This window comes from Amycolatopsis nalaikhensis, assembly GCF_030264295.1.
Lineage (GTDB): Bacteria > Actinomycetota > Actinomycetes > Mycobacteriales > Pseudonocardiaceae > Amycolatopsis > Amycolatopsis nalaikhensis.
This window is the reverse complement of the sequence record NZ_CP127173.1, coordinates 438,773-456,614: the sequence shown is the minus strand read 5'-3', so window position 1 is coordinate 456,614 and position 17,842 is coordinate 438,773. Positions and strand designations below refer to the sequence as shown.

General features: G+C 72.2%; 15 protein-coding genes and 1 pseudogene. 7 read left to right on the top strand and 9 right to left on the bottom strand.

Features of this window, described 5'->3' with window-relative positions; all coding sequences use genetic code 11:
• Positions 1–20: 20 nt before the first annotated feature.
• The 4 genes from leuC to QP939_RS02235 all read left to right on the top strand — a co-directional run bounded on the left by leuC (position 21) and on the right by QP939_RS02235 (position 6,271).
• The gene (gene leuC / locus QP939_RS02250; protein ID WP_285454820.1) at positions 21–1,454 is read left to right on the top strand and encodes a 3-isopropylmalate dehydratase large subunit; all 1,434 of its coding nucleotides are present in this window, start codon (positions 21–23) and stop codon (positions 1,452–1,454) included.
• Positions 1,455–1,475: 21 nt separating this feature from the next.
• Positions 1,476–2,078, top strand: a complete 603-nt coding sequence (gene leuD / locus QP939_RS02245) for a 3-isopropylmalate dehydratase small subunit (protein WP_285454819.1) — start codon at positions 1,476–1,478, stop codon at positions 2,076–2,078.
• Positions 2,079–2,317: 239 nt separating this feature from the next.
• Positions 2,318–3,019: an HU family DNA-binding protein gene (locus QP939_RS02240; RefSeq protein ID WP_285454818.1), complete on the top strand. Its 702-nt coding sequence runs from the start codon at positions 2,318–2,320 to the stop codon at positions 3,017–3,019.
• Positions 3,020–3,559: 540 nt separating this feature from the next.
• On the top strand, positions 3,560–6,271 hold the full coding sequence (locus QP939_RS02235) for an AfsR/SARP family transcriptional regulator (protein ID WP_285454817.1): 2,712 nt from the start codon (positions 3,560–3,562) through the stop codon (positions 6,269–6,271).
• A gap of 78 nt (positions 6,272–6,349) precedes the next feature.
• On the opposite strand, the pseudogene QP939_RS02230 reads toward QP939_RS02235, so the two are convergent.
• The 3 genes and pseudogenes from QP939_RS02230 to cofC all read right to left on the bottom strand — a co-directional run bounded on the left by QP939_RS02230 (position 6,350) and on the right by cofC (position 10,336).
• Positions 6,350–7,304: pseudogene (locus QP939_RS02230) on the bottom strand (NUDIX hydrolase).
• Positions 7,301–9,682: an RNA degradosome polyphosphate kinase gene (locus QP939_RS02225; RefSeq protein WP_285454816.1), complete on the bottom strand. Its 2,382-nt coding sequence runs from the start codon at positions 9,680–9,682 to the stop codon at positions 7,301–7,303. The pseudogene QP939_RS02230 and the gene QP939_RS02225 overlap by 4 nt, the downstream one beginning before the upstream one ends.
• A gap of 6 nt (positions 9,683–9,688) precedes the next feature.
• Positions 9,689–10,336 carry a 2-phospho-L-lactate guanylyltransferase gene (gene cofC / locus QP939_RS02220; RefSeq protein ID WP_285454815.1) on the bottom strand — a complete coding sequence of 216 codons (648 nt, stop codon included), beginning with the start codon at positions 10,334–10,336 and terminating at the stop codon, positions 9,689–9,691.
• 183 nt (positions 10,337–10,519) lie between these two features.
• On the opposite strand from cofC, the gene QP939_RS02215 reads away from it, so the two are divergent.
• The 3 genes from QP939_RS02215 to QP939_RS02205 all read left to right on the top strand — a co-directional run bounded on the left by QP939_RS02215 (position 10,520) and on the right by QP939_RS02205 (position 12,908).
• Positions 10,520–11,224 (top strand): lysophospholipid acyltransferase family protein, encoded by a 705-nt coding sequence (locus QP939_RS02215; protein WP_285454814.1) that lies wholly within the window; start codon positions 10,520–10,522, stop codon positions 11,222–11,224.
• On the top strand, positions 11,224–12,240 hold the full coding sequence (locus QP939_RS02210) for an NAD(P)H-dependent glycerol-3-phosphate dehydrogenase (RefSeq protein WP_285454812.1): 1,017 nt from the start codon (positions 11,224–11,226) through the stop codon (positions 12,238–12,240). The genes QP939_RS02215 and QP939_RS02210 overlap by 1 nt, the downstream gene beginning before the upstream one ends.
• Positions 12,241–12,428: 188 nt before the next feature.
• Positions 12,429–12,908 carry a cysteine dioxygenase gene (locus QP939_RS02205; RefSeq protein WP_285454811.1) on the top strand — a complete coding sequence of 160 codons (480 nt, stop codon included), beginning with the start codon at positions 12,429–12,431 and terminating at the stop codon, positions 12,906–12,908.
• Positions 12,909–13,002: 94 nt separating this feature from the next.
• On the opposite strand, the gene QP939_RS02200 is transcribed toward QP939_RS02205, so the two are convergent.
• The 6 genes from QP939_RS02200 to QP939_RS02175 form a co-directional block, all read right to left on the bottom strand.
• Positions 13,003–13,980, bottom strand: a complete 978-nt coding sequence (locus QP939_RS02200; RefSeq protein ID WP_285454809.1) for an asparaginase — start codon at positions 13,978–13,980, stop codon at positions 13,003–13,005.
• 13 nt (positions 13,981–13,993) lie between these two features.
• Positions 13,994–14,818 (bottom strand): class I SAM-dependent methyltransferase, encoded by an 825-nt coding sequence (locus QP939_RS02195; RefSeq protein WP_285454808.1) that lies wholly within the window; start codon positions 14,816–14,818, stop codon positions 13,994–13,996.
• The gene (locus QP939_RS02190) at positions 14,815–15,195 is read right to left on the bottom strand and encodes a VOC family protein (protein ID WP_285454807.1); all 381 of its coding nucleotides are present in this window, start codon (positions 15,193–15,195) and stop codon (positions 14,815–14,817) included. The genes QP939_RS02195 and QP939_RS02190 overlap by 4 nt, the downstream gene beginning before the upstream one ends.
• A gap of 76 nt (positions 15,196–15,271) precedes the next feature.
• On the bottom strand, positions 15,272–15,871 hold the full coding sequence (locus QP939_RS02185; RefSeq protein WP_285454806.1) for an FAD:protein FMN transferase: 600 nt from the start codon (positions 15,869–15,871) through the stop codon (positions 15,272–15,274).
• A gap of 138 nt (positions 15,872–16,009) precedes the next feature.
• Complete coding sequence (locus QP939_RS02180; protein ID WP_285454804.1) at positions 16,010–16,441, bottom strand: FMN-binding protein; 432 nt, start codon at positions 16,439–16,441, stop codon at positions 16,010–16,012.
• Positions 16,442–16,453: 12 nt separating this feature from the next.
• Positions 16,454–17,800 carry a ferredoxin reductase family protein gene (locus QP939_RS02175; protein ID WP_285459619.1) on the bottom strand — a complete coding sequence of 449 codons (1,347 nt, stop codon included), beginning with the start codon at positions 17,798–17,800 and terminating at the stop codon, positions 16,454–16,456.
• Positions 17,801–17,842 lie beyond the last annotated feature (42 nt).

Here is a 17,842-nt window from a genome sequence, read left to right as displayed (position 1 = left end):
AACCGTGGAAGGAGCCGGAGATGACCAGCCCGACCGGCAAGGCCCGCACGCTGGCGGAGAAGGTGTGGGAAAGCCACCTCGTGCGCCGAGGCGAAGGCGCCGAACCGGACCTGCTCTACATCGACCTCCACCTGCTGCACGAAGTCACCAGCCCGCAGGCCTTCGACGGCCTCCGCCTGGCCGGGCGGCCGGTGCGCCGCCCGGACCTGACCATCGCGACCGAGGACCACAACGTCCCGACCGTCGACATCGAGCTCCCCATCGCCGATCCGGTCTCGCGCACCCAGGTCGACACCCTTCGCCGCAACTGCAAGGAGTTCGGGGTCCGGCTGCACCCGATGGGTGACGCCGAGCAGGGCATCGTGCACGTCATCGGCCCGCAGCTCGGCCTCACGCAGCCCGGCATGACCGTGGTCTGCGGCGACAGCCACACCTCCACGCACGGCGCGTTCGGCGCCATCGCCTTCGGCATCGGCACGTCCGAGGTCGAGCACGTGCTGGCCACCCAGACGCTGCCGCTCCGTCCATTCAAGACGATGGCGATCACCGTCGACGGGCAGCTGCGCCCCGGCGTCACGGCGAAGGACATCATCCTCGCCGTCATCGCCAAGATCGGCACCGGCGGTGGCCAGGGCTACGTCCTGGAGTACCGCGGTTCGGCCATCGAGGCCCTCTCGATGGAGGCGCGGATGACCGTCTGCAACATGTCGATCGAGGCCGGCGCCCGCGCCGGGATGATCGCGCCGGACGAGACGACCTTCGAGTACCTGAAGGGCCGCCCGCACGCGCCGAAGGGCGCCGACTGGGACGCCGCCGTCGAGAACTGGCGGCAGCTGCGCACGGACGAAGGTGCCGAGTTCGACGCCGAGGTGCACCTCGACGCGAACGAGCTGACGCCGTTCGTGACCTGGGGCACCAACCCCGGCCAGGGCCTGCCGTTGGGCGCCGAGGTGCCCGACCCGGAGCAGATCCCGGACGAGAACGACCGCGTCGCCGCCGAAAAGGCCCTGTCCTACATGGATCTCAAGCCCGGCACGCCGCTGCGGGAGATCGCGGTCGACACCGTCTTCCTCGGCTCCTGCACCAACGGCCGGATCGAGGACCTGCGCGCCGCGGCCGAGGTGCTGCGCGGTCGGAAAGTGGCGGACTCGGTCCGGATGCTGGTGGTTCCCGGCTCGATGCGGGTCCGGAAGGCCGCCGAGGCCGAGGGGCTCGACGAGGTCTTCACCGCCGCGGGCGCCGAGTGGCGCCAGGCGGGCTGCTCGATGTGCCTGGGCATGAACCCGGACCAGCTGAAGCCCGGGGAGCGCAGCGCGTCGACGTCGAACCGCAACTTCGAGGGCAGGCAGGGCAAGGGCGGCCGGACGCACCTCGTGTCGCCGCTCGTGGCCGCCGCCACGGCCGTCCGGGGCACGCTGTCGTCGCCGGAAGACCTGCTCACCGCCGCCCGCTGACCCTTTGCGAGGAGCTCCACCATGGAACCGTTCACCCAGCACACCGGCGTCGGCGTCCCCCTGCGCCGGTCCAACGTGGACACTGACCAGATCATCCCGGCGGTCTACCTCAAGCGGGTCACCCGGACCGGCTTCGAGGACGGCCTGTTCGCCGCCTGGCGCGGCGACGAGAACTTCATCCTCAACTCCGAGCCGTTCAAGAACGGGAGCGTGCTGGTCGCGGGCCCGGACTTCGGAACCGGTTCCTCCCGCGAGCACGCCGTCTGGGCGCTGATGGACTACGGCTTCCGGGTCGTCATCTCCGCCCGGTTCGCCGACATCTTCCGCGGCAACTCCGGCAAGGGCGGCCTGGTGGCCGCGCAGTGCGAGCAGCACGACGTCGAGCTGCTCTGGAAGCTGCTCGAGAACGAGCCCGGCACCGAGGTCACCGTCGACCTCGAGACCAAGACCGTGCGGGCCAAGGACTTCACCGCGCCCTTCCAGATCGACGACTACGTCCGCTGGCGGCTGCTCGAAGGCCTCGACGACATCGCTCTCACGTTGCGCCATGCCGGTGAGATCGACCGCTTCGAGTCGGCCCGCCCGTCCTGGAAGCCGACGACCACCCCGGTCGCCGCGAGCTAGCCCGGCCGAGGGGCGGGATCGGTTGTCCCGCAAGCGATCCCGCCCCTTCCGACCGGATTCGGAACCCTCGCCAAACGGCCCTCCCGGCGCCCTCTCCGAGGCTTTCCCGGGAGGCGGAACCCGCCCCGCGCCAAGGGAAAGATTCCGCGTGCCGTTTGGAATTTGTGCTGCCTTGGTAATACCGTGTCGCTAGTCGGCCGGTGCGGCCGTGGACGGGTACTTCCTTCTGGAGGACTGGAATGGCCAACAAGGCCCAGCTGATCGAGGCGCTGACGGAGCGCCTGGGCGACAAGAAGGCCGCTTCCGAGGCGGTCGACGGTCTGGTCGACATCATCATCCGGACGGTCAACAAGGGCGAAAAGGTCAACATCACCGGCTTCGGGGTGTTCGAGAAGCGCGCCCGCGCGGCCCGGACCGCCCGCAACCCGCGCACCGGCGAGGCCGTGCGGGTCAAGAAGACCAACGTGCCCGCCTTCCGCGCCGGGACCACCTTCAAGGACGTCGTTTCCGGCGCGAAGAAGCTGCCGAAGGCGACCCCGGTCAAGCGCGCCGCGGCGAGCACCTCGGCGACGTCCCGCACGGCGGCGGCGAAGCCCGCCACCACGCGTTCGACGACGACGCGCACCCGCGCGGCGGCGGCGAAGCCGGCGACCACCCGGGCCACGGCGACGAAGGCCGCCCCGAAGGCCGCGGCCGCGAAGACGACAACGCGGGCGAAGGCGGCCCCGAAGGCGACGGCGGCGAAGTCGACGACGACCCGTTCGACGGCGGCCAAGCCCGCGGCTTCCCGCTCGACGGCGGCGAAGACCACGGCGGCCAAGACGACGGCCGCGAAGACCACGGCGGCCAAGACCACGACGGCGCGGAAGACGACCGCGGCGCGGAAGACCACCGCGGCGAAGGCCCCGGCCAAGCGAACCTCGGCCGCGGCGAAGAAGTGACCGCCCAAAACTGTCGTACCCCTGCGGTAACGTGAAATCCGGGGGTCCCCCTGGGGGGTGACCTCCGGTCGCTGAGCAGGTTTTCCGGCAGGGCCCCGCGCTGATGGGCGCGGGGCCCTGCCGCGTTTTCGGGCTCGGTGCGGTGGAGGCGATCAGGCGATTGCGGGGATGGCCGGTGCGCTTGCCCGGCGGAGCCGCGGTCCGAGGCGACTCGCGGAGTCCGGCGATCGACGGCTCTGCCACAAGAATGGCTCAGCCGCGCGAATCGGTTTCGAAGGCGACCGGCCGAAACCGATCGTCACCCACCGCCGAGTCCTGCCGTCCGAACGGGATCACCCTCTCGGCCCAACCCCGCGCCCGGGACCGGTTCCGCCCAATTTCGCAAAGTGGCTTGAGCCCCCGGCCGAGTGGTGTCACGCTGCCTTCTTCGGGGCCCGCGTCGGGCGGGGACCCGCCGCGCGCGAGGCTGACCTGGGGGCGACCACCATCGACATCCGGCTGCTCGGCCCGTTCCAGGTGCTCGTCGACGGTTCGCCGGTCGTGCTGACCAGTTCCCGGCAGCGCGCGCTGCTCGCCACCCTCGCCTTGGCCGCCGGGCGGCTCGTCTCCATCGATGCCCTCGCCCGCGGCGTCTGGGGTGAGACCCCGCCCGCGCACATCCGCGGCAGCCTGCAGACCTACGTCATGCGCCTGCGCCGCCTCTGCGGCGAGGACACCGTCGTCACCGAACCCGATGGCTACCGGCTCGTCGTCGACCCGTCCCGGGTGGACGCCCTGCGCTTCCTCCGGACCCTCGACCAGGCCGCCGCCGCCACGGAACCCGCCCGGCGGCGCGAGTTGCTCGCCGACGCTCTCGAGAGCTGGGGCGGTGCGCCTCTCGAAGGCGTCGGCTCGGCCGCGCTCGCCGCCGAATGGGGGCCGCTGCTGACCGAGCGGTACCTCTTCGCCGTCGAACAACGCATCGATCTCGACGAAGGGCTCGTCCCCGACGCGCGGCTCGTCGCCGAACTCACCGACCTCGTCGCGCAGCACCCCCTGCGGGAATCCTTGTGGGAACGGCTCGTGCGCGCACTGGCCCGGTCCGGGCGGCGCGCCGAAGCGCTCGCCCGCTATGCCGGGCTGCGCGCGTTGCTCGTCGACGAACTGGGTGTCGAACCGGGTGAAGAACTGCGCCGCCTGCACGCCGAGCTGCTCGCCGCCGATGCCGGGCCCGCCGTCCACACCGTTCCGCGGCAGCTGCCCTTCGACGTCGCCGGGTTCACCGGCCGCGGTCCCGAGCTCGCCGAACTCGACCGGCTGCCGCCCGGGGGCGCCTCCGGCATCGTCGTCATCGAAGGCACCGCCGGCATCGGGAAGACGTCGCTGGCCGTGCACTGGTCCCACCGCGTCCGCGACCGCTTCCCCGGCGGCCAGCTCTTCCTCGACCTGCGCGGCCACTCGGCCGACACCCCCGTCACGCCGGACGCCGCGCTGGCCGGGTTCCTGCGCGCGCTCGGCGTCCCGCCCGAGACCTTCCCCTCCACTGTGGAGGAACGCTCGGCCCTGCTGCGCAGCAGGCTGGCCGGCAGCCGCACGCTCATGCTGCTCGACAACGCCCGCGACGCCGACCAGGTCCGGCCGCTGCTGCCCGGCCCCGGCAACCTCGTCGTCGTGACCAGCCGCAACCAGCTGCGCGGCCTCGTCGCCCGTGACGGTGCCCGCCGGATCGCCTTGCGCTCCTTCGACGACCGCGACGCCGCCGCGTTGCTCGCCGGCAGCGTCGGGCCGCGGCGGCTCGCCGAAGAACCCGGCGCCGTCGCCGAACTCGTCCAGCTCTGCGGCCGCCTGCCGCTCGCGCTCGCCCTCGCCGGGGAACGCGCGTCGCGCTTTTCCGGCGTCTCGCTCGCCGGGATCGTCGAAGAGCTGCGCGACCAGCGGCTGCGGCTCGACACCCTGCGCGACCCCGAGGACGCCGGCACCGATCTGCGCGCCGCGTTCTCCTGGTCCTACAAGGCGTTGCGCCCGGCCGCCGCGCGGTTCTTCCGGCTGCTCGGCCTGCACCCGGGGCACGGCTTCAGCCTGTCCTCGGCCGCCGCGCTCGCCGGCGCCGACCTGCGCGAGGCGCGGGAGCTCGCCGACCAGCTCGCCGCCGCGCACCTGCTCAACCAGCCCGGCACCGACCGCTACCAGTTCCACGACCTCCTGCGCGTCTACGCCGCCGAGCTCGTCGAAACCGAGACGAGCGCCGACGAACGCGAAGCGGCTCTGCGCCGGCTCGTCGACTGGTACCTCGCGACCGTCGCCGAGGCCAACAAGCTCGTCCGCCCCGACCTGCTCACCGACGACATCACGCTCGACCCCGCGCCGGTGCCCGCCGTCCGGTTCACCCAGCACGAGCAGACCATCGCCTGGTACACCACCGAACGCGCCGCCCTCACCGCGCTCGTCGGCGTCGCCGCGAGCCACGGCTGGACCGCGCACGCCTGGAAGCTCGCCTGGCTCCTGCGCGGCTTCTTCGCCGAACGCCACGACCGCGACGACTGGATCACCACCGCGCGCACCGCCGTCGCCGCCACCCGGGACGCCGGTGAGCGCACCGGTCTCCAGTACAGCGCCAACAACCTCGGCTCGGCCTACCTGCGCACCCTCCAGCCGGACCAGGCCCTCGAAGCCCTCGAGGAAGCCCGCGCCGCGTCGGAGGACGGGGAGGGCACCGCGCTGACCGTCGCGATCCTGTCCAACCTCGCCGGTGCCTACTACGTCCGCGCCGAGTACGCCGAAGCCGAACGCCACGCGCTGCGGGCGGTCCGCCTCGCCCGCGAACACGGGCAACGCACGTTCGTCCCGCACGCCCTGCTCAATGTCAGCGCCAGCCGCATCGGCCTCCACGACTACGACCAGGCCGCCGAAGCCGCGCAGGCCGCCCACGAAGCGTTCGCGGAGCTCGGCGACCGCTACCACGCGGCCCTCGCGCTGGGGAACGTCGCCGAAGCTCTCGAAGGAGCCGGACGGCACGACGAAGCCGAGAAGGCCGGGCTCGAAGCGCTCGCCGAACTTCAAGAACTGAACGCCGACTACGGCACCATCGACGTCCGCATCACCTTGGGCCGGTTGAACCACCGGGCGGGCCGGACCCGCGCGGCGCGAGAGCACTGGGCCGAGGCGCTGACCGTCAGCCGGCGCCTCGGCGACCCCCGCGTCACGGAGATCCGAGCCCTGCTGGCGACGGTGCCGGCGGAACGGCCCCCGGCGCGGGATGCGCCGTACCCCTAGCCCGGCGCAGCCCAGCGGGGACCCGGAGCCAGTACACCAAGGTCCACTGTCACGACGCTGTCGCGAGCCGGGCGCCGGTCACGAACGGCTGGGGGAGGGGGTCGGCAACGCGCTCGCGTGGTAGTCGGCCGCCAGCAGCACCGGGCCCTCCTCGGCCGTCGGCGGTCGGAACGACAGCACCCAGAACGACCCCTTCTTGCTCGGGACCACTCCGCCGCGCGCGGCGGGCAGCTCGACGCCGTCGCGGTCCGCCAGGGCGCTCACCAGGTCCGGGATCACGCCGCCCTGGCTGCACACCACCGGCGTCCCGCCGTCGCCCGCGACCGCCAGCAGCCGCGCCACGCCCAGCACCGGGTCCGGCCAGTAGCCCTCTTCGGAGAACAACGGCTCGTGCCGGACCTCGGCGCCGATGTCGTCGGCGATCGCGTGCACGGTCTGCACGCACCGCAGCCGCGGCGCCGACAGCACCCGGTCCGGCGCGAACAGCGCCAGCACCCGGCGCACCGCCGCCGCCTGCCGGACGCCCGCTTCCGACAGCGGGCGGAGGTCGTCGTCGCCGGTCCACTCGTCGCGCTTGCCCGCCTTCGCGTGCCGCACCAGCAGGAGCGTCGTCAAGCCCACCGGGAAGCTCGCAGAACGCGCGCAGCACCCGCACGTCTTCGGCGCGCGTCAGGAGTTTCTCCGCCGCCGTCGGGTCCAGCCAGCGCAGCTCGTCGACCTCGTCGTTCGGCTCGAACTCCCCGGAAACGGCTTCCGCGGCGAAGTAGTCGACGGTCTTCGGCACCATCCCGTTGCCGGTCCGCGCGGGCACCGAGTAGGAGGTCCGGACCAGGTAGCGGCCCAGGACCGCGGCGAACCCGGTCTCCTCCCGCACTTCGCGCACGGCCGCCTCGGCGATCGTCTCGCCCGGGTCGAGCTTCCCCTTCGGCAACGACCAGTCGTCGTAGCGCGGGCGGTGCACCAGGGCGACCTCCGTCGTCCCGCCGGCAACGCGCCACAGCACCGCGCCGGCCGCCCGTACTTCGTGGGTCATCCGGCGGCCCCGTGCTGCTTCGCCAGCTCCAGCTGGTGGTCGCGGACGCGCGAACCGTCCGCCGGGAACGGCGACCACTCGCCGCTGGCAGTCAGCACCCAGCACCGCGTCGCCGGGTCCAGCGCCGAGTCGAAGATGTAGTCGAGCTGCGCGGTCAGCTTCGGGTCCTTCACCCGCACCAGCGCCTCGATCCGCCGGTCCAGGTTGCGGTGCATCATGTCCGCGCTGCCGATCCAGTGCGTGCCGCCCGCGCGGAAGTGGAAGATCCGCGAGTGCTCCAGGAACCGGCCCAGGATCGACCGGACGTGGATGTTCTCCGAAAGCCCTTCCACACCCGGCTTCAGCGCGCAGATCCCGCGGACGACGACGTCGACCGGCACCCCCGCCTGCGACGCGTGGTACAGCGCGTCGATCACCTGCTCATCGACCAGCGAGTTGCACTTGATCCGGATGCCGGCCTTCTGCCCGGCCCGCGCCAGCTCGATCTCCTCGCCGATCGCGCGCACGATGCCGCGGCGGATGCCGTGCGGCGACGTCAGGATCGTCCGGTAGGTGTCCTGGCGCGAGTAGCCGGTGAGGACGTTGAACAGGTCGGTGATGTCGGCGCCGATGCTCGGGTCGGCGGTCAGCAGCCCGAGGTCCTCGTACAGCCGCGCGGTCTTCGGGTTGTAGTTGCCGGTGCCGATGTGGCAGTAGCGCCGGATCGTCGAACCCTCCTGGCGCACCACCATCGACACCTTGCAGTGCGTCTTCAGCCCGACCAGGCCGTACACGACGTGCACGCCCGCGCGCTCCAGCGTCCGCGCCCAGGTGATGTTCGCCTGCTCGTCGAAGCGCGCCTTGATCTCGACCAGCGCGACGACCTGCTTGCCCGCCTCGGCGGCGTCGATCAGCGCGTCGACGATCGGCGAGTCACCCGACGTCCGGTACAGCGTCTGCTTGATCGCGAGGACCTTCGAGTCGGCCGCCGCCTGCTCGATGAACCGCTGCACGCTCGTGGAGAACGAGTCGTACGGGTGGTGCACCAGCACGTCGCCTTCCCGCAGCGTCGCGAAAACGCTCTTCGGCGTCTCTCGCTCGCCGAACGCCGGGTGCGTCGCCGGGACGAACGGCCGGTCCTTCAGCTCCTTGCGGTCCACAGCGGACAGCTGGTGCAGGCAGGTCAGGTCGAGCAGGCCGGGCACCTCGACGACGTCGGCCGGGTCGACGTCCAGCTCGCGCAGCAGCAGCTCGAGCATGTGCTCGCTCATGTCCTGCGCGACTTCCAGCCGCACCGGCGGGCCGAACCGGCGTTGCGCCAGCTCGCGCTCGAGAGCCTGGAGCAGGTCTTCGTCGCGGTCCTCGTCGACCTCGAAGTCGGCGTTGCGGGTGACGCGGAAGACGTGGTGCTCGGTGACGTCCATGCCGGTGAACAGCTCGCCCAGGTGCGCGGCGATCAGCTCCTCCAGCGGCAGGAACGTCGCGGTGCGGCTGGTGCGCTCGGTTTCGACGCGCATCAGGCGCGGCACGTTGCTCGGCACCTTCACCCTGGCGAAGCGCTCGGTGCCGCCTTCCGGGTCGCGGACCGTCACCGCGAGGTTGAGCGAAAGACCCGAGATGTAGGGGAACGGGTGCGCCGGGTCGACGGCCAGCGGCGTCAGCACCGGGAAGATCTGCTCCGAGAAGTAGCTGGACAGGCGGAGCTGGTCGGCGCCGGCCAGGTCGGCCCAGCCGACGATCCGGATGTCGTGCTCGGCCAGCTGCGGGCGCAGGTTCTTCTCGAACGCGCCGGTCTGCCGCTCGACGAGGTCCTGGTTGCGCTTGGAGATGTAGTCGAGCTGCTCGCGCGGGGTGAGCCCGTCCGCGCTGCGCACCAGCAGGCCGGTCTCGTCGCGGCGCTTCAGGCCGGCGACGCGGACCATGTAGAACTCGTCCAGATTGGACGCGAAGATGGCGAGGAACTTCGTGCGCTCCAGCAGGGGCTGGGACTCGTCCTCGGCCAGGGCGAGCACGCGGGCGTTGAAGTCCTGCCACGAGAGCTCGCGGTTGAAGTACCGGTCGTCCGGCAGCGTCTCGACGGCCGTCGGCGCGGCGGTGACGGCGGGCGGCGCCGACGGGACGGCGCGGAACTCCTCGGCCGCGCGCGCGTTGCCCTGAGCCGAGCTGCGGCGGCGGGTGGTCGACGGGGTCGCGGCCGCGGCCGTCGTCTTGCGGGTCCTGGCCTTCCCGGCGGTGGCACGGGCCGCCGTGTCGCGCGCGGTGGACTTAGACGGCACCTTCTTGGCGGCGGCCGGTTTGGCCGTGGCCGGCTTCTTCGCCGACTCCGAAGATCCGTTCGCCGGGTTCCGTCGCCTCCGCGGTGCGGGCGTGCCGCCGTCGTCTGTGCTCACGGCCCCCATTCTTCACTAAGCCAGGCGGAATTGCGCAGACCGCGGTGAAGGTCGGATGAACAGCTCGGAGGTGTGTTTCCCGACACCCAGCGCGCGGACGTGGGCGAGGTCCTCCGGGGTGTCGACGTCGCTGCGCAGCGTGGGAAGGACACCCTCGAGCGGCTTCGCCCCGGACGCGGCGTGGGCGCGCGCCGAACCGACGCCGAACCGCGGGGCGAGCGGGCGGCCGGGCGCGGACAGCAGCAGCGTGGTGCCGGTGCCCTGGCGGTCGGCGACGAAGGCCCGGGCGCCCGCGGCTTCGGTGATCGCGTCCGCGAGATCACCCGCGCGCAGGGCCGGGAGATCGGCTTGGAGGGCGCCGACGACGCCCGCGGGGTCGGCGGCGCGGAGCAGGGCTTCGCCGTGCCGGAACGCGGCGTTGAGGGTGCGGTCGGGGGGTTCGGCGACGATTTCGACGCCGAGGTCGGCGAGGTCGGCGACGGCCGCCGGGTCGGCGGCGACGAGCAGCACCCGCCGGACCCGCGCGGCCGAGGTGACGGCGGCGAGCGTGTCGGCGGCCAAGGCCAGTACCAGTCCGGGGTGGTGGTCCGCTTCGACGGCGCCACGCAGCCGCGACTTGCCGTCGCGGGGGTGTTTCATCGGTACGACCAGGTCCACGTCCACGTGTCCATCTTTACCCGAAACCGGGGGCGGGGGTGCGGGACCGGGCCTGGTTGTCCACAGGCGACGGGAGGTGTGGACAACTGCCCGGGCGGGCCGGCCCGCGCCGCGAACCCACCCTCCCTGGACCGCCCCGACCCGGGCGCGGCAGGATCTGGGGCGGACTTGACAGCAGAGGAGGAGATCGTGGCCCGGCGTGAGAAGGGCGGCTTCTGGGTGGGGTTGGCCGCCGCCGTGTTCTACCCGCTCACCGCGATCGCGCGGCGGGTCTACGTCGGGAACGAAAAAGTCCCGCGGCAGGGGCCCGCCCTGCTCGTCCTCAACCACATCTCGCACCTCGACCCCGTCGTCGACGCCGTGTTCGTGCACCGGCAGAAGCGCGTCCCGCGGTTCCTCGGCAAGGAGAGCCTCACCCGCGCGCCGATCTTCGGGAAGGTCTTCGTCGGGTCCGGGCAGATCCCCGTCTCGCGCGGCTCGGCCGCCGCCGGGGACAGCCTCAAGGCCGCGCACCAGGCCCTCCAGGAGGGCAAGGTCGTCGTGATCTACCCCGAGGGCACCATCACCAAGGACCCGGCCGGCTGGCCGAAGGAGTCCTACACCGGCGCCGCGCGGCTCGCGCTCCAGAACGACGTCCCCGTGATCCCCATCGCCCGTTGGGGCACCAGCCAGCTCTTCAACGGCTACACCAAGAAGTTCACGCCGTTCCCGCGCAAGACCATCACCCACAACGTCGGGGACCCGCTCGACCTGTCGGCCTACCGCGAAGGCAGCGCGCGCAGCGCCTCGAAGCTGCGGGAGGTCACCAAGGTCATGATGGACGAGGTGACGCGCCTGCTCGGCGAGATCCGGCACGAGGAACCGCCGGCGACGAAGCCGGAGGACCCCGCCTGATGCGCGCCGACGTGCAGCGGGTCACCGTGCTCGGGGCCGGTTCGTGGGGCACCGCCTTCGCGAAGGTGCTCGGGGACGCCGGTCGCGACGTCACCGTCTGGGCGCGCCGCGAGGAGGTCGCCGAGGACATCCGCGAGCGGCACGCCAACAGCGCGTACCTGCCCGGTGTCGTGCTGCCGGAGAACATCACCGCGACCAGCGACGCCACCGAGGCCCTCGACGGCGCCGAAGCCGTCGTCCTCGCCGTGCCCAGCCAGAGCTTGCGCGCCAACCTGACGTCGTGGCGCGCTCTGCTGCCGCCGGACGCGATCCTCGTCAGCCTCGCCAAGGGCGTCGAGCTCGGCACGCTCAAGCGGATGAGCGAGGTGATCGGCGAGATCGTCGGGATCGACCCCGGCGAGGTCGTCGTCGTCACGGGGCCCAACCTGGCCAAGGAGATCGCCGCCGGGCAGCCGTCCGCGTCGGTGCTCGCCTGCGCCGACCACGAACGCGCGGTCGCGATCCAGCGCGCGTGTGCCAATTCGTATTTCCGCCCGTACACCAACACCGACGTCGTCGGCTGCGAGCTCGGCGGGGCCTGCAAGAACGTGATCGCGCTCAGCACCGGGATGGCCGCGGGCCTCGGCCTCGGCACGAACACGATGGCGACGTTGATCACCCGCGGGCTGGCCGAGATGGCCCGGCTCGGCGCGAAGCTCGGCGCCGACCCGCTGACGTTCGCCGGGCTCGCCGGGGTCGGAGACCTGGTGGCGACGTGCTCTTCGCCGCTTTCGCGGAACCGGACGTTCGGCGAGCGCCTCGGCCGCGGCGAGACCCTGGAACAGGCCCAGGCGGCGGCCGGCGGGCAGGTCGCCGAGGGTGTCATGTCGTGTTCGTCGATCCGGGCGCTCGCGCTGAGCCTCGGGGTCGACATGCCGATCACGGACGCGATGCACCGCGTCTGCCACGAGGGCGTCGACCCGCGGCAGGCGGGCGCGGAGCTGCTCGGGCGGTCGCAGAAGCACGAGTGGTCCTGACCGCCCGGATGGTGGGAGCGGCTTGACCAGGGCCGACGCGACTGGGACTCTGGTCGGCATGTTCGCACACGAGACGGCCGAGCCGCGCGCCCTCATGGGCCGCCGCGCTGTCGTGTGCGCGTGTCGCTGTTGTCGGTGAACCCCGCCCCGGCCCAGCTCGACACCCTTATCTTTCCGTGAGGACCCCCATGTTCGCCGTTCCGGACAACACCCTGCTGCGTCCCGAAAACCCCGCCCTGCGCCACCCGGTGCGCGTCGCGCTCGAGGTCGCCGCCGACCGCGACCGCTGGAAGCACCTGCTGCGCTACGACCCCGACGAGCGGTTCGCGACGCTCGTCGAGAAGGACGAGCGGCAGGAGGTGTGGCTGATGAGCTGGCTGCCCGGCCAGCGCACCGACCTGCATGACCACGCGTTCGCCAGCGGCGCGTTCACGGTGGTCAGCGGGCACCTGACGGAGGCGGTGGCCCGCCGCGCGCCGGACGGCCGCGCGGTCACCGAGCTGCACCCGCTGGCCGCGGGGCAGTCCCGGGTGTTCGGGCCGGGGTACGTGCACGAGGTCCGCAACGACGGCCCGGACCCGGCGGTGTCGATCCACGTCTACCGCGACGCTGAGCGCGCGATGCGTACGTACCACCTGGACGCGCTGGGCGGCCCGGTCCTCGACTGACCGCGGCTCCGTTGTTGTCCGGTCGCCAGCACCCCAATGTGGCCTTCGGTGCGTGAGACGCAACCAAGGCCACATTGGGGCGCTTGGGCGCGGCTCAGTCGAGGTCGCCGCGGGCTCGGAACTCGCGCTCGATCTTCGGCCGGTCCGCTCCGCCCGCCAGGAGCGTGTGCAGCAGGATGCGGGACTTGCGGGCGTCGAGCCAGCCCGCCATCGTCGCGCCCAGCGCGATCAAGCTCGACTCCGATCCGTGGAAGCCGTACGTCGAGCGCAACGTCGGGCCCGCGCCTGTCCGCGACGCGACCACCACCGGCAGCTCCGGAACCAGCCGCGAGATCACGTCGGCCGTGGCCGAAGACACGTGCCCCACGCCCGTCGCCGCGACGACGACCCCGCGTACGCCCGGCTGCGAAGCCGCGTGCGCGAGGATCGCGCCCGAGTCGTCGAGACCCGCCTCGATCACCGGGACCAGCCCGGAAAAGTCCGTCCCGGTCAGCACCGGCAGCCGCGGCGGGGACGGGTGGAAGTAGTGCACCGCGTTCTCCACCACCATGCCGAGCGGCCCCGCGGGCGCCGACGAAAACGCCTCCAGGTGGCTCGAATGCGCTTTCCGGACCCAGCGCGCCGCGTGCACGTCGTCGTTCAACGTCACCATCGCCCCGCGGCCCCGGCTGCGCGGGTCGGCCGCGATCGTCAGGGCGTTGCGGAGGTTCGCCGGGCCGTCCGGGCTCAGCAGCCCCGCGTTGCGCATCGCGCCGGTGACCACCACCGGGATCTCCGACGGCCAGCACAGGTCCAGGAAGTACGCCGTCTCCTCCAGGGTGTCCGTGCCCTGCACGACGACGAACCCGTCGGCTTCCTGGGCCAGCCCCCAGTCGCGGCAGCGCAGCAGCGTCGCGAAGTCCATCGACGCGCTGCCGATCGCCGCCAGCGTCTCCGCGCGGACCTCCACCGGCAGGTCGCCGAGCGCGCCGACCAGCTCCGCCGCGCCGAACCGCGGCACCGCGCCGCCGGAACCACCCGCTGCGGTCATCGAAATGGTGCCGCCCAGCGTGGCCACCGCGATCAAAGGCATGCGGCCACCCTAATCAGCCGCCCTTGACCGCCTGGAGCGTGTAGCTCGCCGCGAGCCGCGACGGCGTTTCCTTCAGCCGCCACTCCTCGGTGACGTCGTCGCGGACCATCTGGCCCGGCAACGCTTCCCACGGCACGCTGTCGTGCTCGGTGAGCCCGGTCAGCGTGAGCCCCTGCTCCAGCAGGGCCGTGATGATCTCGCCGAGCGAGTGGTTCCACGAGTGCGTCACGCTGTTCGCGATCGGCCGGTCCACGTTCACGTACGTCCCGGGATCGTCGAACACCAGCGGCTCGGCGTGCTCGAAGTACGGGTACTTCGGGACGGCCGGGGTGGCGTCCTCGTCGAGCGCCCACAGCATCGGGTGCCCTTCGCGGATGTACAGGCGCCCGCCCGGCCGCAGCAGCCCGGCGACCACCGACGCCCACTGCGCGGCCGACGGCAGCCAGCACAACGCGCCGATCCCGGTGTAGACCAGGTCGAACCGCCCGGCGCCGAGCACCTCGACGGCGTCGTACACGTTGGCCTCGTGGAAGTCGATCACCGCACCCGCCGCCGAAGCGAGCCGTCGCGCCTCGGCCAGCGCCGTCCCGGAGAAGTCCAGACCGGTCATGGTCGCGCCCAATCGGGCCAGCGAAACGGTGTCCGTGCCGATGTGGCACTGCAGGTGCACCCCGCGCAGCCCGGCGATTTCGCCCAGGCGCGGCCGGTCGAACCGCACCACCCCGCTCAGGTGCGCCGGGTCCGAGGCGAACCGCTCGAAGGCGTAGTCCGGCGACGCGGCGTGCAGCTCGGCGCGCTCGTTCCAGTTGGCCCGGTTGAGCGCGAACGAGTCCGTCACGACGTCGCCGCCCGTTCGGCCGCGCTGCGCAGCACGCAGAACTCGTTGCCCTCCGGGTCGGCGAGCACGGCCCAGCCGGTGCCGTCGGGCTTGCGCAGGTCGTTCACCAGTGACGCGCCCAGCTTCAGCAGCCGTTCGACTTCCTCATCGCGCGGGATGTCCGGCTGCAGGCACAGGTGGAGCCGGTTCTTCACCGTCTTCGGTTCCGGCACACGCAGGAACAGCAGGTTCGTCCCGTCGTTGAGTTCGAAGCCGACCTCGTCGTCGCCGGGCTGGTCGGTGTCCGGGATCGGCTTCCCGGTGACCTCGCTCCAGAACCGGCACAGCTGGTACGGATCGGCGCAGTCGACGGACACGTTCAGCACGGACGACGGCATGGCGCTCCTCGGGAAATCGGGCACAGCGGACGTTCCCGAGTCTGGCCCACCGCCCCGGGCGGGGCGAGGCGATTTCTCAGGACGCCAGCGCGAGACCCGCCGTCCGGTGCACGCGGCGGCTGTCGTCGACGATGAGGATCTCGCAGTCCGGCCGGTCGGCCGCCCAGGTGATGCCTTCCTCGCCCATCGCGAACGCCGCCGTGGCCAGCGCGTCGGCCGTGACGAGGTCGCCGGCCACGACAGTGACGCTCATCAGCCCGGTCGCGGGCGCGCCGGACCGGCCGTCGAGGATGTGCGAGCCGCGTTCGTAGGCCGCCGACGTCGCGATGGCGCCGTTTCGCGACTCGAGCACCGCGCACACGGCCAGGGGCTGCTCGGGGTGGCGCACGCCGACCCGCCACGGGCGCCCGGGCTCCGGCTCGCCCGCGGTGACGACGTCGCCGCCCGCGTTGAGGCAGAACGTCGTCGCGCCTTCGGCCTTGAGCAGGTCGGCGGCCCGCTGCACCGCCCAGCCCTTCACCACCGCGCACGGGTCCAGCCCGCGCCCGGGCAGCCGCGCGCGGAACGCGCCGCCGGAAAGCTGTTCGTAGTACGCGCACAGCTCGAGCACCTCCAAAAGGTCCTCGCTCAGCGCGTCGGCCGTGAGCTCCGCCGCGGTCGTAGCGGCTGACCTCACTGTCTTCCTTGAAGGGGCTGAACTTCGCGTCGACGTCGCGGAACCACGCGAAGACGTCGTCGACGACCTCGGCGAAGTCGCCCTCGTCCCGCAGGTCGAGGGAGATCGGCAGGCCCATCACCTGTTCGACGCGCGTGGTCATCTGCTGCCCCGCGCGTCGATCGCCGCCTGCAACGACGTCTTGTAGGACTCGCTCGTCTCGGTCGCGCCGGTCACCGTGTCGATGTCGGCGCTCTGCGCCTGCATCGCCTCCTCCTGCAGGCGTGGCAGCGCGGTGAGCGCCCGGCCGCTGTCCGGCGCCTGCAGCAGCGTGATCGCGGTGAGCCGGGCGCCGGTGAACGTCACCTGGACCTGCACCGTGCCGTACGCGCTGGATTCGGGGGTGCCCTGCGTGGTCACCGTCGCGTTCGCACTGTCCGAAGTAGACGGAGTGGTCGTCGGAGCCGGTGCGCTGGTGCTCGGCGGCGCCTGGGCGACGGCGGCGGTGTTCTGCACCGGACCGGGCTCGAACCGCCAGACCGCGATGAACCCCGCGATCGAGAGCGCGACGACGAAAATGGTCTTCTTCACAGCGAATTCCCCCTAGGCCGCGAGGCTGAAGCGTTCGGCGTGGACCTGCGCGCTCGGCACCTTCAGCTCGCGCAGGCTGCGCAGCACGGCCGAGGTCATCCCCGGCGGGCCGCAGACGAACACGTCGCGCTCGTGCACGTCCGGCACCATCATGTGCAGGTTCGCCGGGCCGAGCATCGCCCCGCGCGGCCCGACCGCCTGGTCCGGTCCGGTGAGGACGCTGACGACCGCGCCGCGCGCCTTGGCCAGGTCGTTCAGCTCGGGCAGCAGCACGGCGTCGGCCTGGCTGCGCACCCGGTACAGCACGACGACGTGGCCGTCGATGTCCTCCAGCAGCGCGCGGATCGGCGTGATCCCGACCCCGCCCGCGACGAGCAACGCGTTGGGCCGCCGCTGGTGGATCGTGGTGAACGCGCCGTACGGGCCTTCGGCGAACACGCGCGTCCCGATCTTCAGGCTGCGCAGCGACGCGCTGGAGTCGCCGAGGGCTTTCGCCGTCAGCCGCAGGGAACGGCCGTCGGGCGCGGCCGACAGCGAGAAGGGGTTGGCCTGCCACCAGCGGTCCTTCGTGAGGAACCGCCACAGGAAGAACTGGCCCGCCCGCGCCGGCATCTTGTCCAGGTGCTTGCCGCTCATGTACACCGAAACCACGTCCGGGGATTCGGAAACCACCGCCGTGACGCGCAGCCGGTGGCGCAGGTTCCGCCACAGCGGCAGCACGACGCGCCCGGCGAGCACGGCGGCGCCGGCACCGAGCCAGAGCGTCCACCAATACGCCTTCGCCTGCTCGGAGCCCGCGAACGACTGGCCGAGCGCGATCTGGTGCGTGAACGCCAGCAGGACGGCCGCGTAGGTGTAGAGGTGGATGAAGTGCCACGTCTCGTACGCGAGCCGCTTGCGCGCGAACTTCGCCGAAGCCGCGCCGACGACGAGGATCACGGCGAACGCGACCAGTGCCCGCAGGATCCCTTCGAGCGTGTTGGCCATTTCGACCAGCTCGTCGACGACGCCCTTGTCCGAGACCTCCGCGTAGCCGAAGGTGATGAACACCAGGTGCGCCAGCAGGGTCCACAGGATCGTGAAGCCGGTCCAGCGGTGCCACGACGTCAGCCGGTCCATCCCGAGCCGCCGGTCCAGCCACGGCAAGCGCGCGACGAGCAGCAGCTGGAACGCCATCGCGAGCGCGCCGTACATCCCGGCGAGCCGCCCGATGGTGATCAGCACGTTCTGCGACACCCCGGCCTGGGCGAACAGCCACGTGACGGCGGCCACGTTGGCCCCCAGGAAGAGGAAGAGGCCGGATTTCGCGGCGATCCGGGGGCGGATCGCCGGGCGCGCGGCCTCGGCGGTCTGCGTCATGGTGGTCACACGGATCCCCCTTCGGTTCGGTTCACGAAGGCC

Excerpts from the sequence above, each read along its gene's own strand:
- leuC (WP_285454820.1), top strand. The coding sequence starts at position 21 with ATGACCAGCCCGACCGGCAAGGCCCGCACGCTGGCGGAGAAGGTGTGG.
- leuD (WP_285454819.1), top strand. The coding sequence starts at position 1,476 with ATGGAACCGTTCACCCAGCACACCGGCGTCGGCGTCCCCCTGCGCCGG.
- QP939_RS02240 (WP_285454818.1), top strand. The coding sequence starts at position 2,318 with ATGGCCAACAAGGCCCAGCTGATCGAGGCGCTGACGGAGCGCCTGGGC.
- QP939_RS02225 (WP_285454816.1), bottom strand. The coding sequence starts at position 9,682 with ATGGGGGCCGTGAGCACAGACGACGGCGGCACGCCCGCACCGCGGAGG.
- QP939_RS02210 (WP_285454812.1), top strand. The coding sequence starts at position 11,224 with ATGCGCGCCGACGTGCAGCGGGTCACCGTGCTCGGGGCCGGTTCGTGG.
- QP939_RS02205 (WP_285454811.1), top strand. The coding sequence starts at position 12,429 with ATGTTCGCCGTTCCGGACAACACCCTGCTGCGTCCCGAAAACCCCGCC.
- QP939_RS02200 (WP_285454809.1), bottom strand. The coding sequence starts at position 13,980 with ATGCCTTTGATCGCGGTGGCCACGCTGGGCGGCACCATTTCGATGACC.
- QP939_RS02190 (WP_285454807.1), bottom strand. The coding sequence starts at position 15,195 with ATGCCGTCGTCCGTGCTGAACGTGTCCGTCGACTGCGCCGATCCGTAC.
- QP939_RS02175 (WP_285459619.1), bottom strand. The coding sequence starts at position 17,800 with ATGACGCAGACCGCCGAGGCCGCGCGCCCGGCGATCCGCCCCCGGATC.